Genomic DNA, 26565 nt, shown 5'->3' with positions numbered 1-26565 from the left:
TAAGGAGCTCGTGCTGGTGAGTCGGTCAAGCTATCAAGCTATTGCTCGATTAAGAAAGATGCTCAACAATTGCGACACCCACAGCGTGTGCACTTGTCGGGTTTTGACCTGTAATTACTCGTTCATCAACAATCACAAGCTCTTGCCAAGGTTGAACTTTATTGAAACGCGCTGCGCCACGAGCTAGCGACTCTTCCAGTAGGAATGGAATGTCGTTGATGGTGCCAAAGTCGATTTCTTCTTCACGTGTAAAGCCAGTTACCGATTTAGAGCTCAGAAGTGTTTCGCCGTTGCTCAGTACGATAGGTAGCAGGGCGGCTGGGCCGTGACATACCGCTGCGACAATACCACCCTCTTCATAATGCTTCGCTGCGATGCTAGCGAACTGTTCATTAGTTGCTAAGTCTGAAAGCAGGCCAAATCCACCAGGATAGAAGATCGCATCATAGCTTTCTGCATTGATTTGGCTTACTGGAATTGTGTTGTTAATGCGGTTTTGGAACTCATCATTCGCCAAGATATCAGCATTAACCGTATCTCCTTCAATATCAGTACCGTATAGCGGCGCTTTGCCACCATTGATAGAAGCGATGTCGTATTCGAATCCAGCAGCCATGATCTCTTTAAGAGCGTGGGTAAGTTCAGGAGCGTAAGTGCCGTTAGCTTGGTCGGTATCGCCAAGTGTTGCGTGGTTAGTTACTGGAATTAGTATTTTCTTCATGATTCATCCCTTTGAGCTGCTGTTTTTTTATTAATATGCTGACGCTTGCGCTAAGTACTGAGTTGCTACTTAGCTATCACCGTCGCGTTACATCTAATACTAGTTCCAAATCATTTAGGTGATAATATGCTTAAAAGGCAAAACATTGTTGCTATATAGCAAAGATAAAATGCGAGTAGTTAAGTATGGATAGCTTTGAAGGGATTAATGAATTCGTTGCGGTTGCCGAATGCCACGGTTTTTCTGCAGCCGCCAAGCAGTTAGGTTGCAGTACCAGCCATGTGAGTCGACAAGTTTCAAGGTTAGAAGAGAGAGTCGGTGTGGCTCTGCTTGCCCGTTCAACACGTATGGTGAGTTTGACTGAGTCTGGGCATACGTACTACCAACAGTGCAAAGATTTAGTGATTGGTCTGCAACAAGCGAATGAGCAAGTTACGTCTCAGCAAACTCAGCTGAGCGGTACATTGCGTGTCAGTGCAGCGGGCGCTTTTGCAGAGAACCATGTTGCGGCGGCGCTGATGGCGTTTGCCAAAGATCATCCCGATCTGACCATTGAAATGAACTTCAATACCAAGATGGTGAACTTTATTGAAGACGGTATCGACTTCGCGATTCGTTACGGTCGGTTGGATGACTCTGGGCTGGTGGCAAGAAAGTTGGTTGATCGTCCTATGGCAGCGGCGGCGAGCAAAGGGTATATCGATCAATATGGCACACCCACTCATCCAGAACAGTTAAAACAACACAGCTGTATTATTGCCAATAGTGATCAATGGTTGTTTGAAGAAAATGGAAAACCGTTGAATGCCGTAAGAGTACATGGACGTTGGAGAAGTAATAATTCAAGCGCGGTACTGAAAGCTTGTGAAGAAGGGCTTGGCATTGTTTACCTTCCAAAAAGCAGCTTCAATGGCGGTCTTGCCAATGGAAAATTGCTCCCAGTATTAGAAGAGTATTGGGGATCAGGCACCAGCAGTTGGGTCGTATATCAAAACCGTCGTTTTTTACCCCAGAGAGCGCGACTGGCGATCGACTTCTTAATCTCCTATTTTTCGGATTGGAATGAATAGCGAACAAGTTTTAGGCGGTGAATACTAGCTCAGTAACTTAGTTTTAAGCCGAAAGCAGAAAAGGTAATGGTTACATAGATATACGTTATCTTTTTTTGTTTTTTGGCGCGCGTAATCAGATTGAGATGCTTGTCTACTTTTGGTGACTCGTGTTAGCGATTGAATTGTAGAGAAGCTATCAGCAGTACGATATACTAGATATTATATTAATGTCCCTAGCGCACAATAGATTATGTGGAAGCGTTGGCAGGATGTGTTCTTATGCTCCAGTGATGAAGTGTAGCTAGAGTGCGGAGTTGGCAATGTCTTCAATAAATTTCGAATCCACGTACGGTGTAATAACTATTCAAGATATGAATGTAGTTAGTGTTGATGCTAATTATGCTCGTATTTATGGATATCAATCACCAGAAGAACTACTTTCCAATATAGATAGCTTTCTCGATCTCATACCTGAAGAGTTTCACGTTCTCGCTTACCAAAATTACCTTGAAACGATCAGTGGTCAATGCGATCCCCAAGTGCACACCTATACCAATGTTGATCGTGCTGGCAGAGAGTTCACTGTGTTTTCAATTGACCATGTAACTGAGTGGCAAGGTAGGCCTGCATTACAAGTGACTGTGATCGATCTGAGTCCTGCTATTCAATTGCAGAGTATGATGCGTAAACAAGATCAGATGTATCAAGACATGATTATGAAATCAGGGCAGGGGATATTGGTGCACCGAGATTTCAAACCTTTAATGGTGAATCAATCTTGGGTGAACCTGCAAGGTGGTAAGTCGATAGAACAGGTATTACAACTCGATTCTATTCTTGATTTGGTGCCAAAACAAAACGTAGAAAACATCTATCAACGTTATCAAGCCGTGATATCGGGTGAACCTTCAGGCACCAGTAATGTGGTTGAGAATATCGGTTTAGACGGCGTCCATCGCTTCTTTAATATCTATGACAATGCGATTATTTGGGAAGGTCAGCCAGCCGTACAGGTTGTGCTTGAAGATGTCACCCAAAAGGTCATGTTGGAAAAGCAGCTCGTTCATCAAGCGCATTACGATGAGATGACGGATTTGCTAAATCGCAGAGCCATTTATGAGTGGTTTAGAGAGCACATGGCCTCTGAGAGTCATCTTGTGTGTATGCTGCTTGATATCGATGATTTTAAATCTATTAATGATACTTACGGTCACATGGTCGGCGATGAGGTGATTTGTGCCTTGGCGAATATTACCAAGCGCAATGCAGAGAAAGTTGGCGGGGTGGCAGGCCGCTGGGGTGGTGAAGAGTTTATTATATTTATCCCAGATTCGTCTCTTGAAGCTGTGCATGATGTTTCTGAACAAATCCGCCAACAGTTCAATCAAGTCGAGTTCAGAATTGACGAGCGAGTTCGGTTTAATGTGAGTGTCAGTATCGGAATAAGTGATAGTAGAGCATGTGAAGGCGGCGTGACGATTGATGCCTTGGTTAATCTAACCGATCAATCACTCTATCGAGCTAAAGCAAATGGTAAAAACTGCGTAGATGGAGATATGGTTGTGCTCTAGTATCCCACTTTATTAACGCTGATAGTCTTATATGAAATCAAAAATGCCCTGAAGCAGAAGCCTCAGGGCATTTTTGTATCTCAGTATTAATTGTGATGGTGTTCTGTTGGCTAAGCAGAAACCTCAACTTCGTAAGAACCAAACTTACGGATGTTAATCACGCCCGTATCTAAGATTAGATATTGGCCTTTAATACCTTGAAGTACGCCTGATACTTCAGGGTTCTTATCAAAATTGTGCGACACAATCTTCACTGGGTGCTGCTCTACTGGGTAGCTTAGTGAAGTGATGTTCTCACTCAATACTTCGATAGCATCGTCACCAAACTTCGCTTTGATCTCTTGGATTTTGTCCTCAACCAGTGGAAGCAGCTCTTTTGCTTTCTCTACGAGTTCCATGTCGTCGCCATCGCCTTTTAACAGCGTGCGCCAATTCGTTTTATCGGCGATGTGTTTTGCTAGTTCAACTTCGATCAGGCCAGAGATTTGGCGAGTCTTAACCTTAAGGATTGGTAGGCCTTGTGTTGCGCCTTGGTCAATCCAACGGGTCGGGATCTGCGTATGACGAGTGATACCCACCTTTAGGCTTGATGTGTTTGATAGGTAAACGAAGTGATCAACCATGCAGTTTGCTTCGCCCCACTCAGGCTCACGACAAGTGCCTTCATCGTAGTGGCAAGTCTCTGGCTTCATGATGCACATGTCGCAACTTGCCAGCTTTTTCATGCAGACAAAGCAGTGGCCTTGAGAGTAGCTTTTCTTCGTTTTCTTACCACAAGAGCAGCAAAAAATATTACCAGTGTGAGTCAGGTTGATGGTTTTACCAATCAGAGGGTTTAGCTCTACAAACTCTTCACCTACAGGTAAACGGTAAGTAACCGCACCATCAAGGGAAGCACTCATCTTCTTGAGTGTTCCTTTTGCTAATAAAGACATGACATTACTCGTTGTATTTTGATTATTATTTCGTCCACTCGCTCGCCTTATGAACAGGCAATACGGTTAACGATGATTTGCGATGAGTATAACAAATAGAGCCTGTTTTTATACGCAATATTGCTCGATTATTGCGATGGACAATAGATGGTAAACACTCAGTTGAAATTATAGTATGACATTTTGTTCAGGCGTGATATAACGCTTTTTGGTGGGTTATTGGCATCAATATCACTAATCCACTCAACTTGTTTTTTTCATGAAATCCCAACTATAGGGACCTTAAGCCGGAAGCTGAGACGTGAAGTGGATCCATAAGATTGTTATCTTTCTAGTTATCACAACACTTGCCATTGTGCAGTATTACCGTGTGAGCGGAAATCGTGTGATAACGGCAATTACGCCTGATAAATATGAATTTATCGCGACCAGCGATCAAGTTGACAGGGGAGCCAGCACGTCCCAATTATCTTATGAAAATGGACAGTACATTCTCGATTGTGAGCTCAAAGAATCTGAGTATCCGTGGCCTTATTGTGGGCTATCGATTCGTATCAACCCAGACATATCTGTAGGTCTTGATCTATCTCAGTATCATACCTTTAGAGTCAATATTGATTACCATGCGGAGGTTGACTCTAGCGGCCGTTTGAGAACCTATCTGCGTAACTACAACCCTGCTTATTCCGTTCCCGATAACGAGTACACACATAAGTACAACGGGATGGAGTTCTCACCAGGTGTTGATGGTGGCGTGATTGAGATTCCAATCAAAAACCTGCAAGTAATGACATGGTGGTTAGCTGATAATGACATCGCGTTAGAGCATTCAGCCCCTGAGTTTTCGAATGTGAACATGGTCGAGTTTGCTACTGCGTCGGGCGCAAAACTTGGGCATCATCGCATTGTTATTCGCAGTATCGAATTTGAAGGCTCTTACATCACTGGCGAGAGCTTGTTCTTAATCTTGCTGTTTATTTGGGTAGGTACTGGCACCGTATTCTTAATTTCAGAGCTACATAACTCGCGTAAACGTATGGTGATTGCTGAGAAAAGACATCATCACTTAAAGAACGTCAATCAGGCACTGAGAGAACAGAATTTTGAGTTTTCAGAGATGGCCCATCGCGATGAATTAACAGGGATACTAAACCGACACGCGATCCGCGATTGGTTAAAAATGCAGTCACAACAAGTGAAGCAAGGACATGGCAAGCTGAGCATGTTGTATCTCGATATTGATTACTTCAAGAGCGTGAATGATAAGTACGGCCACCAAATGGGCGACCATATTTTGCGTGAGTTCAGCATGGTGGTAGGCAGCTCAATCAGTACAACTGACAAGTTGGTGAGATGGGGGGGAGAAGAGTTCATTGTTTTTTGCCCTGAGACAGATCTTGGCGAAGCACAAAGAAAGGCAGAGAAAATTCGACTTTTAGTCAGCCAGCACCTTTGGGTTCATGGTGATCCGCTCACGTGCAGTACCGGTGTTGCTGAGATGAGGCAAGAGAGAGTGACAGAGACCATTGCTCGCGCCGATGAAGCGCTCTACCAAGCTAAACATTCAGGACGTAATCAGGTGATCTTGAGTCACTAATCTGCAAATTGTTTTGATTACTTAATAAGCCACACGTGCATATGTGACGTGTGGCGTTTTTATGGGCGCGATATGAGTTTACCCTCTAGAGCCTTTTGCTGGTTTGTTTGGATTATGTATTGAAATGATTTCCCTGTTCTTTAAATGCTTGCTTGGTGCGGCGGCTGTTTTATTGATTGCGCTGTTGTCGAAAAGTAAGAGCTTTTACATCTCCGGCCTTGTGCCTCTGTTTCCTACTTTTGCTTTGATTGCTCACTACATTGTCGGCACGGAGCAAAACATGGTGGAGCTACGTACTACTGCACTGTTTGGCCTGTTTTCTTTGGTGCCGTACGCTGCCTATCTAGGCGCTGTGTATGTGTTTAGCTATCGCTACAGCTTAGTGTCGACTCTGTTGTTAGCAACGGTCGTGTGGGTTCTGTGCGCATCTATGCTGCTCATCGGTTGGACTCGTGTTGTGCCGAGTGTTGCGTAGGAGGGCGTTCTTAAACGGGAATGATTACTTGATAGGAATGCAAATACCCAAACAAAAAAGGTGGCGCGGGGCCACCAAAAGGGAAAAGCGTTTCTTGTTTTTTGGATGCCCGCTCAGTGATAACTTCAAGTAAATGATAGCTTCACGCTGATCGGGCATTTTTGTACTGGCTGAGCGGGGGAACTGCAGCCAGTTTAGTTAGCGCATTTTTTATGCAGCTCTCTTTGTCAGAATTTACTTCTTACCAGAAGATCCAAGCGAACAGTGTTAGCACTAGGATACAAACTAGGTTTAAAACCATACCAATTCGCATCATCTCTTTCTGCTTGATATGACCTGAGCCAAACACGATTGCGTTAGGTGGTGTTGCTACTGGTAACATGAAGGCACAAGATGCAGCAACCGCAATCAGTGCTGATAAGATCACAGGAGACATACCGAGTGCTTCAGCGATGGTTGCGAACACCGGCACTAGAAGCGCTGCACTGGCTGTGTTACTTGCGAATTCAGTCAGGAATACTACGAATGCAACTACCGCTAGAATCGTTAGCAGAACGCCTGCAGTTTCTAAGAAGCCACTTAGTGAGTGTGCTAGGAAAACGCTGGTGCCTGTTGCTTTAAGAATGTTACTTAGACAGATACCGCCACCGAACAGGATTAATACACCCCAGTCTGTTGTCTTCTCAACGTCTTTCCATTCCACCGCTCTAGAAGCGCCAAGCAGTACAATCGCACCAATCGCTACTAAGCTGTCAAATTTAGAGAAGCCACCAATCATTGCGTTGATTGGCTTACCAAAGATCCAAAGCGTTACGGTTAAAAGGAAGATAGACAGCGTGATTTTCTTGCTGTTTGTCCACTCAACTGGCGCATGGTCTAGCTCGAATTTGTGGTCAAGTTTCGGCTTAGTCATCACGTAAAGAATAATCATCGCGATTGGCAGTAAGATCATAGAGATAGGTAGGCCAAGCGCCATCCACTCAGTAAAGCTTAGGCCAACTTCTGCCGCCGCAATTGCGTTTGGTGGGCTACCAACCAAGGTAGCGATACCACCGATTGATGCACAGTAAGCGATACCCAGTAGTACGAACACGTAGGTATTACGGTCTTCGCTTTGGTCAACTTTGTTCATGATGCCAAGCACAAGAGGAAGCATCATTGCTGTCGTGGCTGTGTTTGAGATCCACATGGATAGACCAGCACTTACACCGAACAACATGAACACAGCCACTGACATTCTACCTTTTGCTATCAGCAGTACTTTGTCAGCAATCGCTTTATCTAGCTCTTGCTTATTCAGCGCGGCTGCCAATGCGAAGCCACCCATGAATAGGAAGATGATTGGGTTCGAAAAGTTAGCCAGCGCTGCGGGCGTGTTGAATACACCAAACAAGACAGCCAATAGGGGAACGAGCAAAGCGGTGATGCTGACGTGAATAGCTTCGGTTAACCATAAAATGGCAACGAATACGAGAATACTTAAACCTGTATTCACTTGAGTTTCGAATGGCAGGGTATTGAGCAAAACTGCAAATAGCGTGAAATTACCAATTAATATCATGCTGTTGCGGGTAAACAACCAGTGTTTCAGTGTAGTAACAAGTGCCGTCATAAGACGCTCCTTTTGTTTATCCTCGTTTTATTGGTGCACCACTTCATTGCGTGGTGCTTATTATTTTCGAGGTATATAGCTTGATGTAGGGTCAGACTTTGTTGAAAGAATGTTACTCAAGTTAATAAAGGAGTGTTGGTGTGTTTTTGCTTAACAATGGGGAAGTGTGAGGCAACAAATTCAAAATGTGTAGTTTTCTACACATCGGTCTCTGCTGGGTCTGCAATAGGGCTTGTTGTAGGGTCTACAACAGGGTTTACAGTGGGGTCAGTCATAGGGTTTGGAATCGGAAATGACTCCGGTTTTGGACTCGGTTGAATTGGCTCTTTAGGTCCAAGAAACTTTGGCGTTGTCCCCATAATATACAGATCAAGGAATGCTTTGGTACGCGCAAACACTTCACGTAAACGTATTGAGGTTCCTGAGTGATGAGTCGGTCCTGAAACGGCTAAACACTGCGCGTGAATATCGTAAGAATTGGCGATAAACAGTGCTCTTTCACAGTGGAACTTCTGGGTGATGATCAGGAAGTTATCGGTATCGAATATCTTTTTGGCGCGAACAATCGAATCTAGGGTTCTGAAACCAGCATAATCTAGATTGATGCGTTCATCGGGGACGCCCGCTTTCAACAAGTCGCGTTTCATCGTCCAAGGTTCATTGTAAGATCGATGAGCGTTATCGCCACTTAACAGAAACTGGTCGACTTTTTCACGATCGAAGAGCTCAATCGCGGCTTCGATGCGGTGCTTATAATAGTCGTTGAGTGTTCGACCCAAATATTTGCTCGTACCAAGTACAACTGCTACCTCAAGCTCGGGCACTTCATCGATATCGTAGATGATGCGATCTTCTGCTTGCCATGAAACCCAATAATCGATCGCAATTACCGCAGCGCTGCCTACTAAGAACACCAGGAAAGCGCCAAACAGAAAACCTTGCAGTTTTTTGTAAGCTTTTTTTAAGTAGCTACGGATAATGTGAGAATCAAATTTCACTCTCGGTATGGTCCTTTGGCTGAGCATTAAATTTTGAGTGCTCGATAATACCAAATAAAAATGAGAAAAATCAGTTAAAAAGACAAGACAGTGTAAAGAAAAGAGCCCCTGCAATTGCAGAGGCTCTTAGAAGAGGATGAATACTCTTTATTAGAACGCAGTGCGCTTATAGCGACGGTAAACCGGTTGCCAGAAGTGCTGGTCAATCGCTTGTTGAAGAGCTTCTTCAGTGATCTCTAGAGCAACGCCCTGTTCAATCGCCTTCTTACCAACAGCAAGAGCAATCTTTTTCGATACTGTGTGGATCTCTTCCAGTGGTGGAAGTAGAGCGCCTGTACCATTGATTGCTAGTGGAGAGCATGTTGCAAGTGCACGGCTTGATTCCATCAGCATTTCGTCAGTGATGCGTGAAGCATTCACAGCAAGTACACCAAGGCCAATACCTGGGAAGATGTAGCTGTTGTTACACTGAGCGATTGGGTAAGTTGTGCCGTTGTGAACTACTGGCTCAAATGGGCTACCTGTCGCAACAAGAGCTTGGCCATCAGTCCAACGAATAATGTCGTTTGGTGTCGCTTCAACACGGCTTGTTGGGTTTGATAGTGGGAACACGATAGGGCGTTCGCAGTGAAGATTCATCTCTTTGATCACTTCTTTGCTGAACAGACCTGGCGCACCAGATACACCAACCAATACTGTTGGTTTAGCGTGGCGAACAACGTCTAGCAGAGAGAAACCAGTGCCGTCGCTTTCCCAGTCTTTGGTGTTTTCGTTGGTTTGAACGAGACGCTGTTGGAAATCAAGCAAGTTCTGCATGCCTTCCTGTAGCAGACCCCAACGGTCAACCATGTAAACTTGAGAGCGTGCTTGTGCATCGCTGATACCTTCAGACACCATTTGAGCAATGATAGCTTCAGCGATACCACAACCCGCAGAACCCGCACCTAAGAAGGTGATACGTTGGTCTGAAAGTTTGCTGTTTGCTGCTTTACATGCTGCAAGTAGAGAGCCCACAGTAACTGCTGCTGTGCCTTGGATATCATCATTGAAACAACAAATGCGATCTTTGTAACGCTCAAGCAGTGGCATTGCGTTCTTTTGTGCGAAATCTTCGAATTGAACCAACGCATCTGGCCAACGGCGTTGAACCGCTTGGATGAACTCTTCAACGAATGCATCGTAATCAGCACCTGTGATACGAGGGTGACGCCAGCCCATGTACATTGGGTCTGCAAGGCGTTGAGGGTTGTTAGTACCTACATCAAGTACGATTGGTAGCATGTAGGCTGGGCTGATGCCGCCACACGCTGTGTAAAGTGCTAGCTTACCGATTGGAATACCCATGCCACCGATACCTTGGTCTCCCAAACCAAGAATGCGCTCACCATCCGTAACCACGATGACTTTAACATTGTGGTTTGTCGCATTATTCAGTAGATCATCGATACGATCGCGGTTCGGGTAAGAGATAAACAGACCACGGCCACGACGGTAAATATTTGAGAAGTTCTCACATGCTGCGCCAACCGTTGGCGTGTAAATGATAGGCATCATTTCAGAAATGTGGTTTTGAACTAAACGATAAAAAAGCGTTTCATTAGTGTCTTGGATGTTACGAAGGTAGATATGCTTATCCATATCACTTTCGAAGTTACAATATTGTTTGTATGCACGTCCTACTTGCTCTTGGATTGTTTCGGTTGTTTCCGGTAACAAGCCTTCAAGGTTAAAAGAACTGCGCTCTTCAGCAGAGAATGCGCTGCCTTTGTTTAAAAGAGGGGTACTAAGTAGAGCAGGACCAGCATAAGGGATATATAGAGGGCGTTTATCGTTGTTCATTGGATGCCTAATATGGGAGAAAGGGTAACTGAAAAATGATAACGGTTTAGTTATTCAATTGTAAATAGTTTCCCTCCGATCTTAGCAAACAAAATGATATTCTTACCCATGTCCCACACTTATCGAATTTGAACACCATAATTCGTTATACTTGGCTCACACTTTTTCGCGGCTCTTCCTTTTATGTCTCTACTTCCCATCGATTCTTATCAAAACGTATTCTACGAACAAATCGCTAAATCACACCTTGTAGTAGAGGCTGAAACCGGATCAGGTAAATCTACGCGCTTGCCAATTTGGGCATCTCAGCATGGGCGTGTTTTGGTGGTGGAGCCGAGAAGGATTGCTTGTACGTCATTGGCTAAGTATTTAGCGCAACAATCAGGTGAAAAGCTGGGTTCAAAAGTTGGCTATGCCATCAAACTAGAGTCGGAATACAACGAGCAAACGGACGTAGTGTTTGTGACTCCCGGTATCGCGCTGCGTTGGTTATCAGAAGATGGATTATCTGACTTTGATGTGATTGTGGTGGATGAATTTCATGAGAGACGCTGGGACATCGACTTGCTGGTGGCGATATTGAAACAAAAAGCGAGTCACCGTTTAGTCGTCACATCAGCAACCATTGAAGGTGAACGCCTTGCAGATTATTTGAATGCGAGTCGGATAAGCTGTGAAGGGCGAACTTATCAAGTTGAGATTGAACACCGAGCGAACGAATCCAGAACTTTGCCGGATAGTCGGCATTTAGAGCAACGCATCGCTGAAGAAGTGAACCATCAACTTATTGCATCGTATGGCGATATGTTGGTTTTTCTGCCGGGTAAAAAAGAGATCGTGCAATGCGAACAAGCCTTAGCGAAAAATCCAGATATCCAACTCGTTAAATTGCATGCGTCGGTCAGTGATAAGGAACGAGATCTCGCATTGTCTGGTCGCAATACTGGCAATAGCGACGATGGCAATAGCGAGGATGGCAATAGCGACGATGGTCGAGGTTTACGAAAGGTCATTCTTGCTACCAACGTGGCAGAAACCTCATTAACCATTCCTGATATTGGCGTGGTGATAGATTCAGGATTGGAAAGACGCACCGTTCAGCGTAACGGCAGAGCCACCTTGATGTTGAAATCCATATCGCGCGCCAGTGCCAAACAACGAGCGGGTCGCGCGGGTAGGGTAATGGATGGTGTCTGTGTTCGTTTGTATGGCGAACATGCTGCGTTGGAATTGGTGACACCGCCTGAATTACAGCGTGAAGAGCTGACTGAACCTATGTTGGCTGCGGCATGTTGTGGCGAGACTCTTGAGAGTTTATCTTTCCTCGACCCTATTCCAGAAAAGTCGCTAAATAATGCAACTCAAACCTTGCTGACAATGGAAGCGATTGACGACGACCATCAAATTACAGAGCACGGCAAAAAGCTGTATCCGTTGCCTATTGACGCTTTGTATGCCGATATTGTTACCCGAATTAAAACCAAAGCACTCAAGGAAGCGATGGTGGATCTCACAGCTGCGCTTTCTGTTCCTGCTCGCCTGTATCAGTTGCCGAACAGTGCCGAACACTTGGAAGCGCTCGCGCAACAGGAAAAAGAGGGCTGTGATTTAAGTTTGCTCATTCAGATAGTGCGTGGCCGGGACTATCCACATTTAGACATCGACCAACAAGCACTGGCCGAAGCACAAGGTTTGGCGAAGCAAATGCGAGAAGTGTTTGAACTTCCTCAGTTAGAAGTTGCGTCCCGTTATCAACGTATTGATCTGCTTAAGACTATTGTGAATCTGCACCCTGAACTGGTGTTTGTGCGCCGACTGAAAAGAAAAGAAGCCTTTGCCAATGGGATGTTAGAGGTGGTACTTGGACGCCAGAATCGTTTCCCTGATAATGCGCAAGCGATGTTGGTGCTTGATACCCATAGTTTATCGGGAAGAGGTGTAAAACAGACACTGACTTTAGCAACCACAACCGCCCCTGTTCCTCTTGAGCTTATCGTCGATGCTGAGCTAGGAGAGTGGCAGCAAGGTGAAACTGTGGTTAATGATGAAGGCGTGTTTACCGAAATGGCATTGGTGTACGCTGGCCGTACGATTACGACCAAACTTGTTGCGGCAGAAGGCCAGTTATCTTTGAAACCTATTGTTGATCTCGTGGTAAGCGGTGCTCAACTTCCTGGATTTGCAGAGGTGCGCGCTCAAGAGATTAAGCATTGGCAGTTGTACGTGAAACTTGGGCTGGATGAGGAAACCAAATATACGCCAGAGATCGAGCAATTGAGCTTTGAACTATGGTTTATAGAGCAACTCGAAGTGTTAGGCGTAACGGATGTCAGTGAGCTTGAGATGTTTGAACATGCCGATATTCCCTTTGATGGTATACCTAATTGGCTGTATAACGAGTTCTCGGAAAAATACCCGTTTTCAGTGTGCCTTGCTGACTTGCAACTTGAGGTAGAATACATGCCAGCAAGAAAGCTGATTTACGTAAATTATCAATCGGGTAGTCGAAAGTTATCGCCAAAACGTTGGGAGCTACCGACATGGTCTGGCTGGCGTATACAGTACAAAAAAGCCAGCCGAATAATTGATATCAAATAGTTGGATAAGTTTTATCTCTAAAATATTAATCAAATAGGTGCATATATGACTTTTCAGTGCTTATTTTGTTACAAGTTTGATTTTTATATGCCTTTTTAACCAATCAAAAGGTCATAAAAGACGATTCTTCTATATCCTATTGCTATAAAGAAAGAGTTGATAGATATTGAGTATATTGTGTTGCCAAAGTGTCGGGGGACATCATGGATAAACAGGAAGAGACGCGTGTAGAGTTCGATTACACAACATTTCTTGGCGCCTCATGCAGTAAAAAATGGACTTTTCTGGAAGCTCTCACCACAATTGCGCCAGTATTCAGTACCGTCTGGCGAGATAGCATTAAAGAGCTGGGCACCCCAGAGGATCGCTTATGGCAGATGGCATTGAAATCAATGTCTACGCGTAAAAGTGATGAGTCGAACATTGTTACCTTACTTAAGCTAGCTAAGCTGGAAGGGATCAATGAACTCAAAGTGGTTATGCCATACTCTCTTGAAGAAGAGCAGATCGAGTATATTGAATCGCGCAGTCATTTAGTGATTGCGGGTAATACTGGAGAAGAGTTCACAATTAGGCTGTAACTTTACGCCTAGAATCTCTCTCAAAGAACAGTAAAGCGTACATGTAAAAAGGGCCTCATTATTGAGGCCCTTTTTGTATTTCAGCGATAGTAAAATAACGCGTAATTAATCGATCAGGCCGTAGTCGGAACGTAATACATCGATGATCTCTTGCTTAGGGTTCTCGCTCAGTACGATCTCCGCACCTGTGATTTTCGCTGCGATATCAAGGTAAGTGCGAGACAGAGACATTAGTGAATCAAGAGGCAGTTCATTGTCGCGAGCTAGTGCTTCACGCTCTGGCATGCGTTCTTTGTTTAGTAGGATGTCTGCATCCGGGAAATAGTTGAGCAGGAACTGGCGGAATCCTTCTTTAGAATTCTCGACGATGTTGCCGTTGTTGTATTCTTGAGTATCCCAAATGCGAGATGAATCCGGAGTGCCGACTTCGTCCATGTAGATAAGCTTTTCTTTACCTTGAGCATCGTTTACATAACCAAACTCAAACTTTGTATCAACAAAGGTTTGGTCGACTTTCGCGAGTGCTTGGCTGATCACATTGAAGCCTTCTTTTAGCAGCTTCTCGTAATGCGCAATGTCACTCGCTTGAGTAAAGTTGAAGGCTGCAAAGTTATCTTCGATGTTCTGACGCGTGATGTTCACATCGTCCGCTTCTGGTACTCCGGGAATACCTTTTAAAATCCCTTTGGTTGAAGGCGTGATCAGTAGCTCTGGTAGTTTCTTATCTTTCTCTAGGCCTTCTGGCATTTCAATACCACAGAATTCACGCTCGCCATTTGCGTAGGCACGCCACATAGAACCTGTGATGTATTGACGACAAATCGCTTCAATCATTACTGGGCGAGCTTTTTGTACAATCCAAACGAACGGATGAGGAATATCAAGAATATGACTGTCAGCAAGTCCATTGTCTTTAAACAATTTAAACCAGTGGTTAGAGATAGCATTCAGAGCTGCTCCTTTACCTGGAACACCTTTAAGATTACCTTCACCGCGCCAGATACAATCAAACGCAGAGATACGGTCACTGATCACCATGATAGCTAAAGGCGCATCTGGTGCTACGTCGTAGCCTTTCTCTTTAATTAGTCGTTGGCTATCTTCTTCAGTTAACCAGTAGACTGAGCGAACCTTGCCACTGTGGACAGGTTTATCAGTACGGATTGGTAGGTCATCATTTACGGCAAGAACTTGATCAGCAAGGCTCATTTAGACATTCCTATCTTTTATCAAACGTCATACAGAGAAGTGCGGTGTGCACATGATTAGACGGGCATTATACCCAATCTACTGTTTGCTTCCAGAGAAAAAGCAAACGATTGCTAAATCTGTTAATCAAATAAAACCCCCCGCCTAACTATCCGCTAAAAATTGGCGAATTGTAGGGCAGGGGAAGGCAGTATGTTTGGACTGTGTTTTTGAGCTATGTTTTTGAGCCAAAATGTTATTAAGCAAGTTGGTTTAGTGAATACGCTCTGAGTTGGCATCCATGAAGAAGACTTCACATTGAAAGCGTGACCCTAAGGTTCTTAGGTACTGTTGGCTGAACTGATCAATCGATGAGCTAGCAACTATCGCACTCGCATTTTTAGAGCGGATCGCTTTCTCTACTGTTTCTGCTTCGGTCATTTGGTGAGAAGCTTTCATATGAATAACGCGGTCGCAGCATACGTTATGTTTCTGCAGCTGCTTAGCGGATGGCCTTGGTGTTTGAGCCGTGAATAGTAGCCATTGATGTTGATTGGACAGCAACGCCATTTTTGCAAATAACGCTTCATCAGTAGAATGATGAATTGAGCGAGAAGCTGATGCAAATGCGCCGTGAATTAGCGGGCTAGAGTGTTGTGCTTTAACGTGTGCTTGAATCATTTTGCTGTCCTTATATACATGCTGTATGTGTATACAGTAGTTTTTGTTGCTTATAAGATCAAGCGTTTTTTGAGGAATTATTGGACGATTTTATCTAGAGTTACGAATGGGTTGTAACTAACCAGTTGAAATTGAAGGTAAAATTAAATTTGAATGAATTTGCTGTTTTGTCTCATAAGTTGAAAAAATGTGAGCTTTATACAGGTATATACAGTGGTTTCTACAGAAAAGTACTGTATACACCTGTATAGAAGAGAGGAAGGATCTAAAAACAATAGGCACAAAAAAAGCGCCTTAGGCGCTTTCTTATATTTCAACGGTGTTGCTTATCTCAATGTCGCTTGGGAGAGTTTTGCTCTCATTTCCATTTCACCAATGTTGAACTGGCGAACATCAATGGTTGCAATATCATTGCACTCTTTACATGCATGATGACACTTACCATCTAGGTAGTCGTGCTTTTTAACTAGGCTTGGCTTTTTGCACCAATCACAAACGCCTTCTATTGTGAACATATTCTCTCCTCACCTGTTTAAGTCAGGTGTATTTTCGGCGCAAATTATGACACAAGTAAGACCTATTAGTTAATAGTTTGTTACCCATTTTTGAGAGGGGGATCGATTGCAACACCAATAAAATCGATATCTTTGAGATCTTGGAAAATGAAAATGTGTGTTTATTTACGATTTGGTAACATTTTGTAAGATGGTTTTTAGCGCATTGTTCAAACGTTTCATTTCTTCGTCACATCCGTGACCATCTGGGTGGTAGATCTTTGATAGTTGTTTGTATCGGATCTTGATGCTTTTCTGGTCAGGAATTGAGCTAGGCGTGTAGCCAAATAGCGCGCAGGCCACTTGCAAACTATTCAAGCCTTTGCTGTTTTTCTGTTTCTTCAATTCGTGGAACATAGTGTGTAGCTGACGTTTTTGCTGCTTAATCGTAAGGTCCTTCGAGTTAAGCTGTGCTTCAAGTGATTGTTGTTGCTTTAGCGAATCACCTGACTTTAGATCTTGTCTTTTTCTTGAGATAGCGAGAGCTGCAATGATGCTGATAATTGAAATCAACACGGCCAAGACTATGCCAATCAGATAGTCTGAATACGTTAGGTTAGAATGTGTCGCCTGCTCTTCGTATGGCGGAGCCGAAGGGAAAGTGCTTGATCGCTCTTGATTAGATAGCCCCTGATTCGTACTGGCTTCAGTTGTGACGTTGTCGTTGAGCTTCTCAATCGAAGAGATCTGCTTTGCACGTTGCTGGTTGAATTGCGCTTCTAAAATACGGTTGTAACCATCTTCTGCTTGTGGATTATCTTTTAAGGCTGCTTCATACCATAACTGCGCGGCATCTAGTGGTTGAAGTAGTTCCTTCTCAAGTGAGGATTCGTAGATTTTTGCGACTTCTAGAGGCGCTTGCTTGTTGCCTTGCAACGCTGCTTTGATAAACCACTCTAAGGCTTGTTTGTTATCTTGCTCGACACTTGTACCTGCCAAATACCACTCACCGAGTTTAAATTGCGCATCTGCATTGCCATTGTCTGCAGATTGCGAGTACCAATAGAATGCGTCATCGATGTTTTTAGCCACATCAGTTCCCAATTCATATACTTGGGCCAATTGGTATTGAGATCCTGCGTCTTGAGATTGTGATTCTGGTGAAAATTCATCGCTGCTTGCCGCATGCACTAAATGTGTGGTGGACAACTGTATTGTGGAAAAGAGGAAGGCTAGAAATAAAGTTCTAAGAAGTGACGATGACAAAACGTTGGATAGGATAAGCAAAAGATAAGTCTCGTAAAAAAGCCCAGTGCCGATATATCAGTATGAATACGCTATGTGGCTGACAGTTAGGTTGTAACGTTTAAGATAAGCGCTACAACTGACAAACAACTATATAGAGGTTAATTCAATAGATAAAGACTGACTGGGCTTTAATGGTGCTACTTAAGCGGCAAGATTTGGATTTCTACGCGGCGATTACAAGCACGACCTTGAGAGGTGTTGTTGTCACATAGAGGGTAACGTTCACCGTTACCACGAGCAATGGCACGGCCTGCTGCTACATCTTGAGAGATCAAGAATGCACGAACAGATTCAGCACGACGCTCTGAAAGGATTTGGTTAGTCGACTCGCTGCCAGTGCTGTCAGTGTGACCTTCGATCACTAGGCTAGTGTCAGGGTATTCAACTAAGATACGCGCAACGCCACGAAGTGTGTTGTGAATGCTTGATTCCAAAGCGTAAGAACCAGAATCAAAACCGATGCCGTTTTCTAGGCGCAGTAGAAGTTGATTCTCACCAACACGTTCTACCTGAACGCCAGAGTTCATAAGCTCTTCACGAAGTGCTGCTTCTTGTCGGTCAAAGTAGTAACCAATACCACCGCCAACAGCTGCACCACCTGCTGCGCCAATCAGTGCACGTTTACCACGGTCTTTAGAATCACCAGTAGCAGCACCGGCAACGGCACCAGCAAGTGCACCAATTAGAGCGCCTTGAGTTGCAGAGTTAGTCTCAGATTCACCAGTTGTTGCGTTTTGGCGTTGAGTTGCCTGACAACCCGTAAGTGCGACAGTAAGCGCTAGGGCTAGTGTGATTTTTTTCAACGTATTTTCTCCATCATGTACTTCTGTCAAACGTATGGATTACGAATGACAAACATATAGTCCTGTAGGCCCGATTGATGGTTTTTATCAATACGCTGAAGCAATGTAAAGCGGCTCTATGATTTAGATATCTTTTTAGGTGCTTGTGCACCGGCAACTGGTCGATTAACAGACAATTTGCGACCTTTTTTTAGGCCAACTTCATAATCGGCGGTGAGGTTTTTCATCGCTTCTCTGAGTTGTTGCTTGAAGGTCTCGCGGTCGATATTTTTAAATTCTTTATCAATGTAGTTATTGATCTTGTTGTTCGACTCGTCGTCTGGAGTAATGGTAGGTAGCTTTTCAAGCGCACCTTCTACCCAGCCCGACACAAATGAATTCACGCGACGTGTTACTTCTAATGTACCTGTTCCAGAACCGGCAAAACTATTTCGGAATTGGCCAGTATGCTCATTGAGTTCACGATAGATAATATCAAACGCAAAGGCTGCAAAAATAGCGCGATCGGCTTCACCAATGAACTCAACACGCTTGAGGCCTTTGTGATTCAGTAACACGGCTTCTACGCCAAATTTGGTGTTGATACCGCGAATAACACGCAGCAGTGTAGAGCTGATATTTGCAGGTAACAGGTGACTGGATTGAGTCTTGCCCATCTTGATAAATTCAATATCGTCTTTTTCAAGACCATATTTCAGCATCAAGTTATGCGCCATTTTGATTGCATTGGCAGCTTCATTGACGTTCGCAGAATTTCCAAGCTCAAGACACTTGGCAATTTTCTTTAGGGCTTTTTTCTTATCCATCGACTACTTAATCATTACCGCAAATTTTTAAAAGTCCGACATTTTACATGTTTTCGCAGGTAACAGAAAGGCAAAACTGGTTTGATGAACAAGAGAGGCGGTGAACATTGGACGGTATGAGCGGCTTGGTGACATAAACAAAAACGCCATCAAGCGTATTGATGGCGTTAGTGACACGATTTTTCAGAGTGATTAGCGCACTCGCAAACTAGATACCCAGTTCATCAAGCAGATCGGCTGCTGAATCGTTGCCAGAGCTTTGTGCTGGCTTATTGCCTTCCTGCATTTTTTTCTGAGTAGCTTCAAGAATGCTGTCTGGACACTCGTCTTCTGCGATTTCAAACTCTTCCAATTGAATGAACTCTGTCTTATCCATCGCAAGCTCAAGGTAGAAGATGTTGTTATTGGCGGTGGAGAAGGTAACACGGCGAGCTTGTGGGCGATCTAGGTTGGTATCAACAGATAGGTTCACTTGCTTGTTTAGCGCTAGCATTTTCGGTTGGTTTTGTGTGATGTTGGTTTGCAGCTCTTTACGGATCTTATTGGTGAAATCACCAACTAGCTGGTTCATTAGTTCACCTAGAACATCACCTACCTCATCAGACGTGTGCAGCACTGCTAATTCATTTTCAGGCATGCCCATATTGCGCATGTAATTAGTGTAGATCTCTAATGCTGCTTTGGACGTAAAATTGATAACAACAAGGCCAGAAAAACCGCCGTCAAAAAGAACGAAACAACCAAAATCTGGCTTCAGACTTGTCTTGTTGATCTTTTGAACCATGGCTGAATAGGACACCTGAGAAGCCGTCGCTGAAGTGAGTACGCTTGAGACTGATTGGCATAGCTTAAGAAGGATATCTTCAGTTGTGACTGTTTTGTTTTTTTTCATTGTGATGTGCTCGTGGAGATGTCTTAAACAAAATGTTATCCAGTATATTACTACCGAATTAAGACGAAAGTGACTATTTCTCCATTCTTGCACTGAGATTCTGATTTGATCACCTTTTTATATGATCTTAATAGTAGTAAAGTGACGAAATTCAAAGAAAATTATTAAAAATCTCAGATAACCCAATGCTGATAGGATCAGCGAAGTAGGGGCAGGAAGCAAATGTTACCAAGACTTCAACTCAATGCTGATGTCGATCCAGTTGTCGTACGCTTTTTAGATGAACTAAAAACAGCGGGCTTTACTGGCGACATTGAATCTCAATATTCTAGTCGTTTGGCGGTGGCAACTGATAACAGTGTCTATCAGCAATTACCACAGGCGGTCATCCTTCCTAAAACAACTCAAGACGTTGTGCTTATTGGTAAAGTGGTTTCTAAATCCGCTTACGAACGTGTGACTTTTTCCCCTCGTGGGGGCGGTACCGGAACAAACGGACAATCTTTAACAAAAGGTGTCGTGGTTGACCTATCGCGGTACATGAATAAGGTTCTTGAGATTAACGAGAAAGAAGGCTGGGTAAGAGTTCAGTCTGGTGTCGTTAAAGACCAATTGAACGATGCAGTTCGCCCTTACGGTTACTTTTTCTCTCCAGATCTTTCAACCAGTAACCGAGCAACACTGGGTGGTATGATCAATACTGATGCTTCGGGCCAGGGGTCATTGAAGTACGGCAAAACGTCTGACCACGTATTGTCGCTGCAAGCGGTGTTCGCAGATGGTTCATGTCTAGAATCTGATTTATCACACGGCTTACCTGTTGAGGGTGAGCTCGCTCACCATGCACTTGCCGTGACGGAGGCGGTTTGTCGAGACAAGCGCACTCAAATCTTAGATAAATTCCCACCGTTGAACCGCTTCTTAACAGGTTATGACCTAAAGAATGCGATCAACGAACAAGATGACAGCTTTGACCTGACTCGCGTTCTGTGTGGCGCAGAGGGCTCTTTGGCCTTCATCACTGAAGCAAAGCTCAATCTAACCCCGATTCCTAAAGCGCGAACTCTGGTTAACGTGAAATACAACACGTTTGATTCTGCGCTGCGTAATGCGCCATTTATGGTTGAGGCGAAAGCACTCTCTGTTGAAACGGTCGATTCAAGAGTATTGAACTTAGCGAAGCAAGACATTGTTTGGCACACCGTGAGCGACCTGCTGATGGACGTTCCGAACAAAGAGATGCTTGGCATCAACATGGTTGAGTTTGCAGGCCAAGATGAAGCGGAAGTTGAACAACAAGTTCAAGCGCTGACTGCACGCCTTGAAACCATGGTTGAAAGCGAAGAAGCCGGTGTGATTGGCTTCCAAGTGTGTAGCGACTTGGCGAGCATTGGCCGAATCTACAACATGCGTAAGAAAGCGGTTGGTCTATTAGGTGCGGCGAAAGGCCGAGCTAAACCGGTCGCTTTTGCTGAAGATACCTGTGTCCCACCTGAAAACTTGGCTGACTTCATCGCTGAGTTTAGGGTCCTGCTTGATTCAAAAGAGTTGAACTACGGTATGTTTGGTCACGTTGATGCTGGCGTTTTGCACGTTCGTCCAGCGTTGGATCTGTGTGATCCGGTGCAAGAAGCCTTGATGCACGAAGTCTCTGATGAAGTGGTCAAGCTGGTGGCGAAATATGGCGGCCTGATGTGGGGCGAACATGGTAAAGGCTTCCGATCTGAGTATGGCCCTGACTTCTTTGGTGAAGATCTGTTTACCGAACTAAGACGTGTTAAAGCGGCATTCGACCCGCACAACAAGATGAACCCAGGCAAGATCTGTACGCCTTTAGAAAGTGATGCTGAGTTGGTGAAAGTAACCGATACTAAGCGTGGTTTTTATGATCGTCAGATCGACGTTCAAGTTCGTGACAGCTTTAAGCAAGCGATGGAGTGTAACGGCAACGGTTTGTGTTTCAACTACGATACGAGCTCACCAATGTGTCCTTCGATGAAAGTTACGGCTGACCGTCGTCACTCACCGAAAGGTCGTGCAGGTTTGGTCAGAGAGTGGCTGCGCCAACTAACCGAGCAAGGCGTGGATATTCTCGACCTTGAACAAGAAGCACTGAAGGACAACACTCCCGTTAAGACTATGATTGAGCGTGTTCGTAACACGATCAACAAACGCCATGAGTACGACTTCTCACACGAAGTACACGAAGCGATGAACGGTTGTCTTGCGTGTAAAGCGTGTGCGAGCCAATGTCCTATTAAAGTCGATGTACCGAGCTTCCGTTCTCGATTTTTGAATATCTATTATTCACGCTACCAACGCCCCGCAAAAGACTATTTAGTAGCAAACATTGAAACTATGCTGCCGCTGATGGCAAAAGCGCCAAAAGTAGTGAACGCTGCACTGGGTCAAAAGTGGGTACAAACGGCAACTGCGAAAACGGTGGGCTATGTCGATGCACCTTTGATGTCGGTGCCTACGTTGAAAAATCGTTTGGCGAGCAAAGAGCTGCAGCTGTTTGATATTCAATATCTAGAAGGGCTCTCTTCTGAAGAGAAGAAGCAGCATGTATTGATCGTCCAAGACCCGTTTACTAGTTTCTATGATGCAGAGGTGATTGAAGACTTTGTCACACTGGCTCAAAAGCTTGGCAAAACACCGGTACTACTGCCGTTCAAACCGAATGGTAAAGCGCTGCACATCAAGGGTTTTTTAAATCGTTTTGCACGTGAGGCCAAATCGACGTCTGATTTCTTGTCGATGGTGGCAGATATCGGTATTCCCTTGGTGGGGGTCGATCCGGCTCTGGTACTTTGTTACCGCGATGAATACGTCGAGATCTTAGGTGACAAGCGTGGCGACTTTGATGTGCTCACCGTGCATGAATGGTTAATACCATCGCTAGGTGACTTTGAAGCGCGTTCTACAAGTGAGGAAATGTGGTATTTGTTCGCTCACTGTACAGAGAAGACTAAGATGCCAAACGCTGAAAAAGAGTGGGGTGCTATCTTCAAACACTTTGGAGCTGCACTTACCAGCGTTCCTGTCGGCTGTTGTGGTATGGCGGGTACATTCGGACACGAAGTCGATAAGCTGCAAATGTCGAAAGATATATACGGTTTAAGTTGGAAGCCAAGGATGCAAGACTTACCGAAAGAGCGTTGCTTAGTGACGGGGTATTCCTGTCGAAGCCAAGTGAAGCGTTTTGAGGGTGAGAAACTTGCCCATCCATTACAGGTGCTCGCAAAAATTCTTTAATACATTTAGCCCAGCAATTGCTGGGCTTTTTTCTAAACTAACAATGGAATTGTTAATAAGGAAAGCTATGAAATTTCTTGAGTTGAAAGTCCCACCGGTTGCTCTGTTTATATTGGTAATAGTTGCGTCTTATTTCTGCGCTCAGCAGTTAAGTTCAGCGGCAATAGTATTGCCTTACAAGCTTTTTGTTTTAGGTGTTGGAATCACATTGAGCGGCGCTATTGGATTGGCTGGTGTTTGGGAGTTTCGAAAAAAGAAAACTACCGTTAATCCGATCAAAGTCGAAACAGCGTCGTCAGTCGTAGACAGCGGCATCTTCGGTTACACCCGAAACCCGATGTACCTAGGCTTATTTATTTTACTGTTTTGCGTTGGCTACTACTTTCAAAACATCTTCAGTATTTTACTCAGTTTTGTGTTCGTGATTTACATGAATCAATTTCAAATCAAGCCAGAGGAACGAGCTCTAGAGCAATTGTTTGGTGCGGAATATGTTGATTATAAACAAAAGGTTAGGCGTTGGGTTTAAGCCTAGATTGAGTAGCTTGGTGTAAACGGAATCGAAATAAAAAAGCCCAGCTTGAGATTACCAAGCTGGGCTTTAATGATCTTGTTCTAGAGTTATTTACATCACGTGGTGTGTAAATAAGAATGCTGATTATGCAGCCGCTGCGAACTGAGCTAGAAACATCTCTTTACGCTCGTTGAAGCGGTTTACTAGGTCGTCGACTGAAGCTTGGTCGTATGGCTTAAGGCCACTTGCTACCATGCGCTTCACGCCTTTACCGACAACTTCGCCGTCTTCTTTGAAATCGAAGTTCAGTGTCACGATGCCACGCTTACCTTCAACGTCAAAAGTAGCACCAGAAAATTCAACTTCTGGGTGAGATAGGTCTAGGCGAGTAAATTCAACTTCCATGCTCTCGTAAATAACAAGAGGGCGTTGGCAGTTGATCATCATCTGTTGCTCTTCCATAAGAGGAACCATGATGTGTGGGAAGTTCATACCAGAGAACTTAACGTAGTTTGTTACTACGTGTTCGATGAATGCTTGATCGTGGCTTTTCTCACCTTCACAAGACATGTGCAGGTACTCTTTGCCTTTTTCGTCAACCAGTGAGCTTTCTTTCTCACACTTGTTGTCAACGCTTAGTGCAATACCGTTACCTACCATACCTGAAAAATCAAAACGCATTTTTTGGCTGATGCCTTCTTTTTGCAGAAGTACTGCAAACAGAAGATCGCCAGGCACGCAAAAGCGCTTGTTGTCTTCATCGTGAATTGGGTTGAAGTCAGCGGCTACTTTTTTAGCAAAGTGGCTAGCTTGTTCACGAGTGAATTGAAATTGATTGTTTTCAGTAGAAAAGTAAGGTGTCAGAAACATAGTATCGCTATTAGTCATCAAATCTGGGGTGGATTATAACTAACTAACTTCGTTCTAATGGTCTATCCAGTTAACTTTGCTTATATATCAGTCGATTAGATAAATACGTTGGATGGTATGTGACGATTTTGAGGGGAATAGGGGTTTAGATTCAATGCAACAAGGGCTAATCAATAGCCCTTGTTTATATGACACTTTAATTAGTGTCGACGAAAGTCTTTGAGCACTAAAAACTACACAGAGTACCTTCTGGCATTAAGTGATTATGAACAGATAACTTGAGTAACAGGTTAGCTTGTTCAATGTCTGGTGCAAAATATCGGTCTTTGTCGTAGAAGCTGACTTTTTCACGCAGAATTTGTTTTGCTTCTTCCACACGAGGAGAAGATAGGTTCGGAGCTCGGAAGTCTAGCCCTTGTGCTGCTGCTAAATATTCGACCGCCAATATCCCACGGGTATTTTCAGCCATGTATCTAAGTCTACGTGCTGCAAATGTGGCCATTGATACATGGTCTTCTTGGTTTGCTGATGTCGGAAGGCTGTCTATTGAAGCCGGGTGAGCCAAGGTTTTGTTTTCACTAGCAAGTGCAGCAGACGTTACTTGAGCAATCATAAAGCCGGAGTTCACCCCACCATTATCGACCAAGAACGGTGGAAGTTTACTTAGTGCGCTATCAATCAGCAGCGCCATTCTACGCTCTGACAAGCTACCTATCTCGGCAATGGCCAGTGCAAGATTATCGGCAGCCATTGCGACGGGTTCTGCGTGGAAGTTACCACCCGAGATAATGTCACCATCGTCAGCGAAAACCAGCGGGTTGTCCGATACTGAGTTCGCTTCAACATTTAAAATTTCAGCTGAATTACGAATTTGCTGTAAACAAGCGCCCATTACTTGAGGCTGACAACGCAGCGAGTAAGGGTCTTGAACCTTTTCACAACAAGTGTGTGATTCACCAATCTCACTCTTTTGGTCAAGCATATGACGGTAAGCAAGCGCTGCATCCATTTGGCCACGATGACCACGAACGCGGTGAATACGAGGGTCAAATGGGCGGCGACTACCGAGTGCTGCTTCAACAGACATCGCACCACACACAGTCGCAGACGCAAACAGGTCTTCAGCTGCGAATAGACCTTCTAATGCAAAGGCAGTTGATGCTTGAGTACCGTTTAACAGCGCTAAACCTTCTTTAGGTGCTAGCGTGATTGGCTCTAAGCCTGCGATCTGCATTGCTTCTAAACCGGTGATGATCTTGCCGTTGTGACGTGCTTGGCCTTCACCCAATAGAACGGTACTCATGTGGGCAAGGGGAGCAAGGTCGCCAGATGCACCTACTGAGCCTTTCTGTGGTACACATGGGTAAACCTGAGCGTTCACAAGATCGATAAGTGCATTGATCACCTTGAGTCGGATACCAGAGTAACCGCGAGACAAGCTGTTAATCTTGAGCACCATCATCAAACGCACCGTTTCATCAGACATGAACTTGCCGATGCCCGCTGCGTGAGAAAGTACGATACTTTTCTGCAGCACTTCTAAATCTTCAGGAGCGATTTTGGTATTTGCTAGTAAGCCAAACCCCGTATTGATGCCATACACAGTGCGATCTTCAGCGATCACTTGTTCGACAACGTGCATGCTTGCTTCAATATCTGGGATTGCAGCAGGGTCGAGTGATAAGTTCACAGGGCTACGGCTAATCTTGCGCAGTTCAGATAGGCCTAGAAGTCCTGGTTTAAGTAATAAATTCAACATGTTCTCTCCAGAT

Annotated in this window: 22 protein-coding genes; 8 read left to right on the top strand and 14 right to left on the bottom strand. The window is 44.4% G+C overall.

The annotated features are described in order from the left end of the window. Positions 1–49: 49 nt before the first annotated feature. Entirely contained in the window at positions 50–721 is a 672-nt protein-coding gene (locus tag OCV56_RS09440; protein WP_086713566.1) for a type 1 glutamine amidotransferase domain-containing protein, read from the bottom strand. 185 nt (positions 722–906) lie between these two features. Between OCV56_RS09440 and OCV56_RS09435 the strand changes: the two genes are divergently transcribed. Together OCV56_RS09435 and OCV56_RS09430 are read left to right on the top strand one after the other, a co-directional pair. Continuing rightward, entirely contained in the window at positions 907–1791 is an 885-nt protein-coding gene (locus OCV56_RS09435; protein WP_086713565.1) for a LysR family transcriptional regulator, read from the top strand. A gap of 302 nt (positions 1792–2093) precedes the next feature. Further along, positions 2094–3344, top strand: coding sequence for a sensor domain-containing diguanylate cyclase (locus tag OCV56_RS09430; RefSeq protein WP_086713564.1), 1251 nt, complete (start codon positions 2094–2096; stop codon positions 3342–3344). A gap of 110 nt (positions 3345–3454) precedes the next feature. Here the strand turns inward: OCV56_RS09430 and OCV56_RS09425 are convergent, their stop codons facing one another. Then, positions 3455–4279, bottom strand: a complete 825-nt coding sequence (locus tag OCV56_RS09425; protein WP_004738492.1) for a DUF2797 domain-containing protein — start codon at positions 4277–4279, stop codon at positions 3455–3457. 301 nt (positions 4280–4580) lie between these two features. Between OCV56_RS09425 and OCV56_RS09420 the strand changes: the two genes are divergently transcribed. Next, the gene (locus OCV56_RS09420) at positions 4581–5876 is read left to right on the top strand and encodes a GGDEF domain-containing protein (protein ID WP_086713563.1); all 1296 of its coding nucleotides are present in this window, start codon (positions 4581–4583) and stop codon (positions 5874–5876) included. A 124-nt stretch (positions 5877–6000) separates the two neighbouring features. Then, a complete protein-coding gene (locus tag OCV56_RS09415; protein ID WP_086713562.1) occupies positions 6001–6351 on the top strand; it encodes a GlpM family protein in 351 nt (116 codons plus the stop codon). 241 nt (positions 6352–6592) lie between these two features. Here the strand turns inward: OCV56_RS09415 and OCV56_RS09410 are convergent, their stop codons facing one another. The 3 genes from OCV56_RS09410 to OCV56_RS09400 form a co-directional block, all read right to left on the bottom strand. Continuing rightward, positions 6593–7963, bottom strand: a complete 1371-nt coding sequence (locus OCV56_RS09410; protein WP_086713561.1) for an SLC13 family permease — start codon at positions 7961–7963, stop codon at positions 6593–6595. A gap of 197 nt (positions 7964–8160) precedes the next feature. Further along, positions 8161–8961, bottom strand: coding sequence for a SanA/YdcF family protein (locus OCV56_RS09405; protein ID WP_086713560.1), 801 nt, complete (start codon positions 8959–8961; stop codon positions 8161–8163). A 150-nt stretch (positions 8962–9111) separates the two neighbouring features. Further along, complete coding sequence (locus OCV56_RS09400) at positions 9112–10800, bottom strand: NAD-dependent malic enzyme (protein ID WP_019821850.1); 1689 nt, start codon at positions 10798–10800, stop codon at positions 9112–9114. Positions 10801–10983: 183 nt separating this feature from the next. On the opposite strand from OCV56_RS09400, the gene OCV56_RS09395 reads away from it, so the two are divergent. Together OCV56_RS09395 and OCV56_RS09390 are read left to right on the top strand one after the other, a co-directional pair. Further along, on the top strand, positions 10984–13398 hold the full coding sequence (locus OCV56_RS09395; protein WP_086713559.1) for a DEAD/DEAH box helicase: 2415 nt from the start codon (positions 10984–10986) through the stop codon (positions 13396–13398). A gap of 203 nt (positions 13399–13601) precedes the next feature. Then, positions 13602–13979, top strand: a complete 378-nt coding sequence (locus OCV56_RS09390) for a transporter (protein WP_086713558.1) — start codon at positions 13602–13604, stop codon at positions 13977–13979. Between the two features lie 105 nt (positions 13980–14084). Here the strand turns inward: OCV56_RS09390 and OCV56_RS09385 are convergent, their stop codons facing one another. From OCV56_RS09385 to OCV56_RS09355, 7 genes are all read right to left on the bottom strand, one after another. After that, positions 14085–15188 carry a phosphoribosylaminoimidazolesuccinocarboxamide synthase gene (locus OCV56_RS09385; RefSeq protein WP_086713557.1) on the bottom strand — a complete coding sequence of 368 codons (1104 nt, stop codon included), beginning with the start codon at positions 15186–15188 and terminating at the stop codon, positions 14085–14087. A gap of 252 nt (positions 15189–15440) precedes the next feature. Then, on the bottom strand, positions 15441–15848 hold the full coding sequence (locus tag OCV56_RS09380; RefSeq protein ID WP_086713556.1) for a SulA-like leucine-rich domain-containing protein: 408 nt from the start codon (positions 15846–15848) through the stop codon (positions 15441–15443). A 326-nt stretch (positions 15849–16174) separates the two neighbouring features. Beyond that, the gene (locus tag OCV56_RS09375) at positions 16175–16363 is read right to left on the bottom strand and encodes a hypothetical protein (protein ID WP_004733419.1); all 189 of its coding nucleotides are present in this window, start codon (positions 16361–16363) and stop codon (positions 16175–16177) included. Between the two features lie 165 nt (positions 16364–16528). After that, a complete protein-coding gene (locus tag OCV56_RS09370; protein ID WP_086713555.1) occupies positions 16529–17629 on the bottom strand; it encodes a tetratricopeptide repeat protein in 1101 nt (366 codons plus the stop codon). Between the two features lie 158 nt (positions 17630–17787). Further along, on the bottom strand, positions 17788–18453 hold the full coding sequence (locus tag OCV56_RS09365; protein ID WP_019821864.1) for an OmpA family protein: 666 nt from the start codon (positions 18451–18453) through the stop codon (positions 17788–17790). Between the two features lie 116 nt (positions 18454–18569). Next, positions 18570–19259, bottom strand: coding sequence for a DUF2786 domain-containing protein (locus OCV56_RS09360; RefSeq protein WP_086713554.1), 690 nt, complete (start codon positions 19257–19259; stop codon positions 18570–18572). Positions 19260–19467: 208 nt separating this feature from the next. Then, the gene (locus OCV56_RS09355) at positions 19468–20151 is read right to left on the bottom strand and encodes a DUF3334 family protein (protein WP_086713553.1); all 684 of its coding nucleotides are present in this window, start codon (positions 20149–20151) and stop codon (positions 19468–19470) included. A gap of 222 nt (positions 20152–20373) precedes the next feature. Between OCV56_RS09355 and ydiJ the strand changes: the two genes are divergently transcribed. After that, positions 20374–23409: a D-2-hydroxyglutarate dehydrogenase YdiJ gene (ydiJ, locus tag OCV56_RS09350; protein WP_086713552.1), complete on the top strand. Its 3036-nt coding sequence runs from the start codon at positions 20374–20376 to the stop codon at positions 23407–23409. Positions 23410–23476: 67 nt separating this feature from the next. Beyond that, the gene (locus tag OCV56_RS09345; RefSeq protein ID WP_086713551.1) at positions 23477–23938 is read left to right on the top strand and encodes a methyltransferase family protein; all 462 of its coding nucleotides are present in this window, start codon (positions 23477–23479) and stop codon (positions 23936–23938) included. A gap of 129 nt (positions 23939–24067) precedes the next feature. Here the strand turns inward: OCV56_RS09345 and OCV56_RS09340 are convergent, their stop codons facing one another. Together OCV56_RS09340 and hutH are read right to left on the bottom strand one after the other, a co-directional pair. Then, positions 24068–24793 carry a DUF3581 domain-containing protein gene (locus OCV56_RS09340; RefSeq protein WP_050052978.1) on the bottom strand — a complete coding sequence of 242 codons (726 nt, stop codon included), beginning with the start codon at positions 24791–24793 and terminating at the stop codon, positions 24068–24070. A gap of 226 nt (positions 24794–25019) precedes the next feature. Further along, positions 25020–26552 (bottom strand): histidine ammonia-lyase, encoded by a 1533-nt coding sequence (gene hutH / locus OCV56_RS09335; RefSeq protein WP_048663594.1) that lies wholly within the window; start codon positions 26550–26552, stop codon positions 25020–25022. Between the last annotated feature and the right edge of the window lie 13 nt (positions 26553–26565).

This window comes from Vibrio gigantis, assembly GCF_024347515.1.
GTDB classification, from domain to species: domain Bacteria; phylum Pseudomonadota; class Gammaproteobacteria; order Enterobacterales; family Vibrionaceae; genus Vibrio; species Vibrio gigantis.
The sequence above is the reverse complement of the archived record's forward strand: the minus strand, read 5'-3'. Positions and strand labels throughout refer to the sequence as shown.

What these genes read in the sequence shown, in the direction of transcription:
- OCV56_RS09440 (WP_086713566.1), bottom strand. Translation starts at nt 721, where the DNA reads ATGAAGAAAATACTAATTCCAGTAACTAACCACGCAACACTTGGCGAT.
- OCV56_RS09435 (WP_086713565.1), top strand. Translation starts at nt 907, where the DNA reads ATGGATAGCTTTGAAGGGATTAATGAATTCGTTGCGGTTGCCGAATGC.
- OCV56_RS09430 (WP_086713564.1), top strand. Translation starts at nt 2,094, where the DNA reads ATGTCTTCAATAAATTTCGAATCCACGTACGGTGTAATAACTATTCAA.
- OCV56_RS09425 (WP_004738492.1), bottom strand. Translation starts at nt 4,279, where the DNA reads ATGTCTTTATTAGCAAAAGGAACACTCAAGAAGATGAGTGCTTCCCTT.
- OCV56_RS09415 (WP_086713562.1), top strand. Translation starts at nt 6,001, where the DNA reads ATGATTTCCCTGTTCTTTAAATGCTTGCTTGGTGCGGCGGCTGTTTTA.
- OCV56_RS09410 (WP_086713561.1), bottom strand. Translation starts at nt 7,963, where the DNA reads ATGACGGCACTTGTTACTACACTGAAACACTGGTTGTTTACCCGCAAC.
- OCV56_RS09400 (WP_019821850.1), bottom strand. Translation starts at nt 10,800, where the DNA reads ATGAACAACGATAAACGCCCTCTATATATCCCTTATGCTGGTCCTGCT.
- OCV56_RS09395 (WP_086713559.1), top strand. Translation starts at nt 10,984, where the DNA reads ATGTCTCTACTTCCCATCGATTCTTATCAAAACGTATTCTACGAACAA.
- OCV56_RS09390 (WP_086713558.1), top strand. Translation starts at nt 13,602, where the DNA reads ATGGATAAACAGGAAGAGACGCGTGTAGAGTTCGATTACACAACATTT.
- OCV56_RS09385 (WP_086713557.1), bottom strand. Translation starts at nt 15,188, where the DNA reads ATGAGCCTTGCTGATCAAGTTCTTGCCGTAAATGATGACCTACCAATC.
- OCV56_RS09380 (WP_086713556.1), bottom strand. Translation starts at nt 15,848, where the DNA reads ATGATTCAAGCACACGTTAAAGCACAACACTCTAGCCCGCTAATTCAC.
- OCV56_RS09375 (WP_004733419.1), bottom strand. Translation starts at nt 16,363, where the DNA reads ATGTTCACAATAGAAGGCGTTTGTGATTGGTGCAAAAAGCCAAGCCTA.
- OCV56_RS09360 (WP_086713554.1), bottom strand. Translation starts at nt 19,259, where the DNA reads ATGGATAAGAAAAAAGCCCTAAAGAAAATTGCCAAGTGTCTTGAGCTT.
- OCV56_RS09355 (WP_086713553.1), bottom strand. Translation starts at nt 20,151, where the DNA reads ATGAAAAAAAACAAAACAGTCACAACTGAAGATATCCTTCTTAAGCTA.
- ydiJ (WP_086713552.1), top strand. Translation starts at nt 20,374, where the DNA reads ATGTTACCAAGACTTCAACTCAATGCTGATGTCGATCCAGTTGTCGTA.
- OCV56_RS09345 (WP_086713551.1), top strand. Translation starts at nt 23,477, where the DNA reads ATGAAATTTCTTGAGTTGAAAGTCCCACCGGTTGCTCTGTTTATATTG.
- OCV56_RS09340 (WP_050052978.1), bottom strand. Translation starts at nt 24,793, where the DNA reads ATGTTTCTGACACCTTACTTTTCTACTGAAAACAATCAATTTCAATTC.
- hutH (WP_048663594.1), bottom strand. Translation starts at nt 26,552, where the DNA reads ATGTTGAATTTATTACTTAAACCAGGACTTCTAGGCCTATCTGAACTG.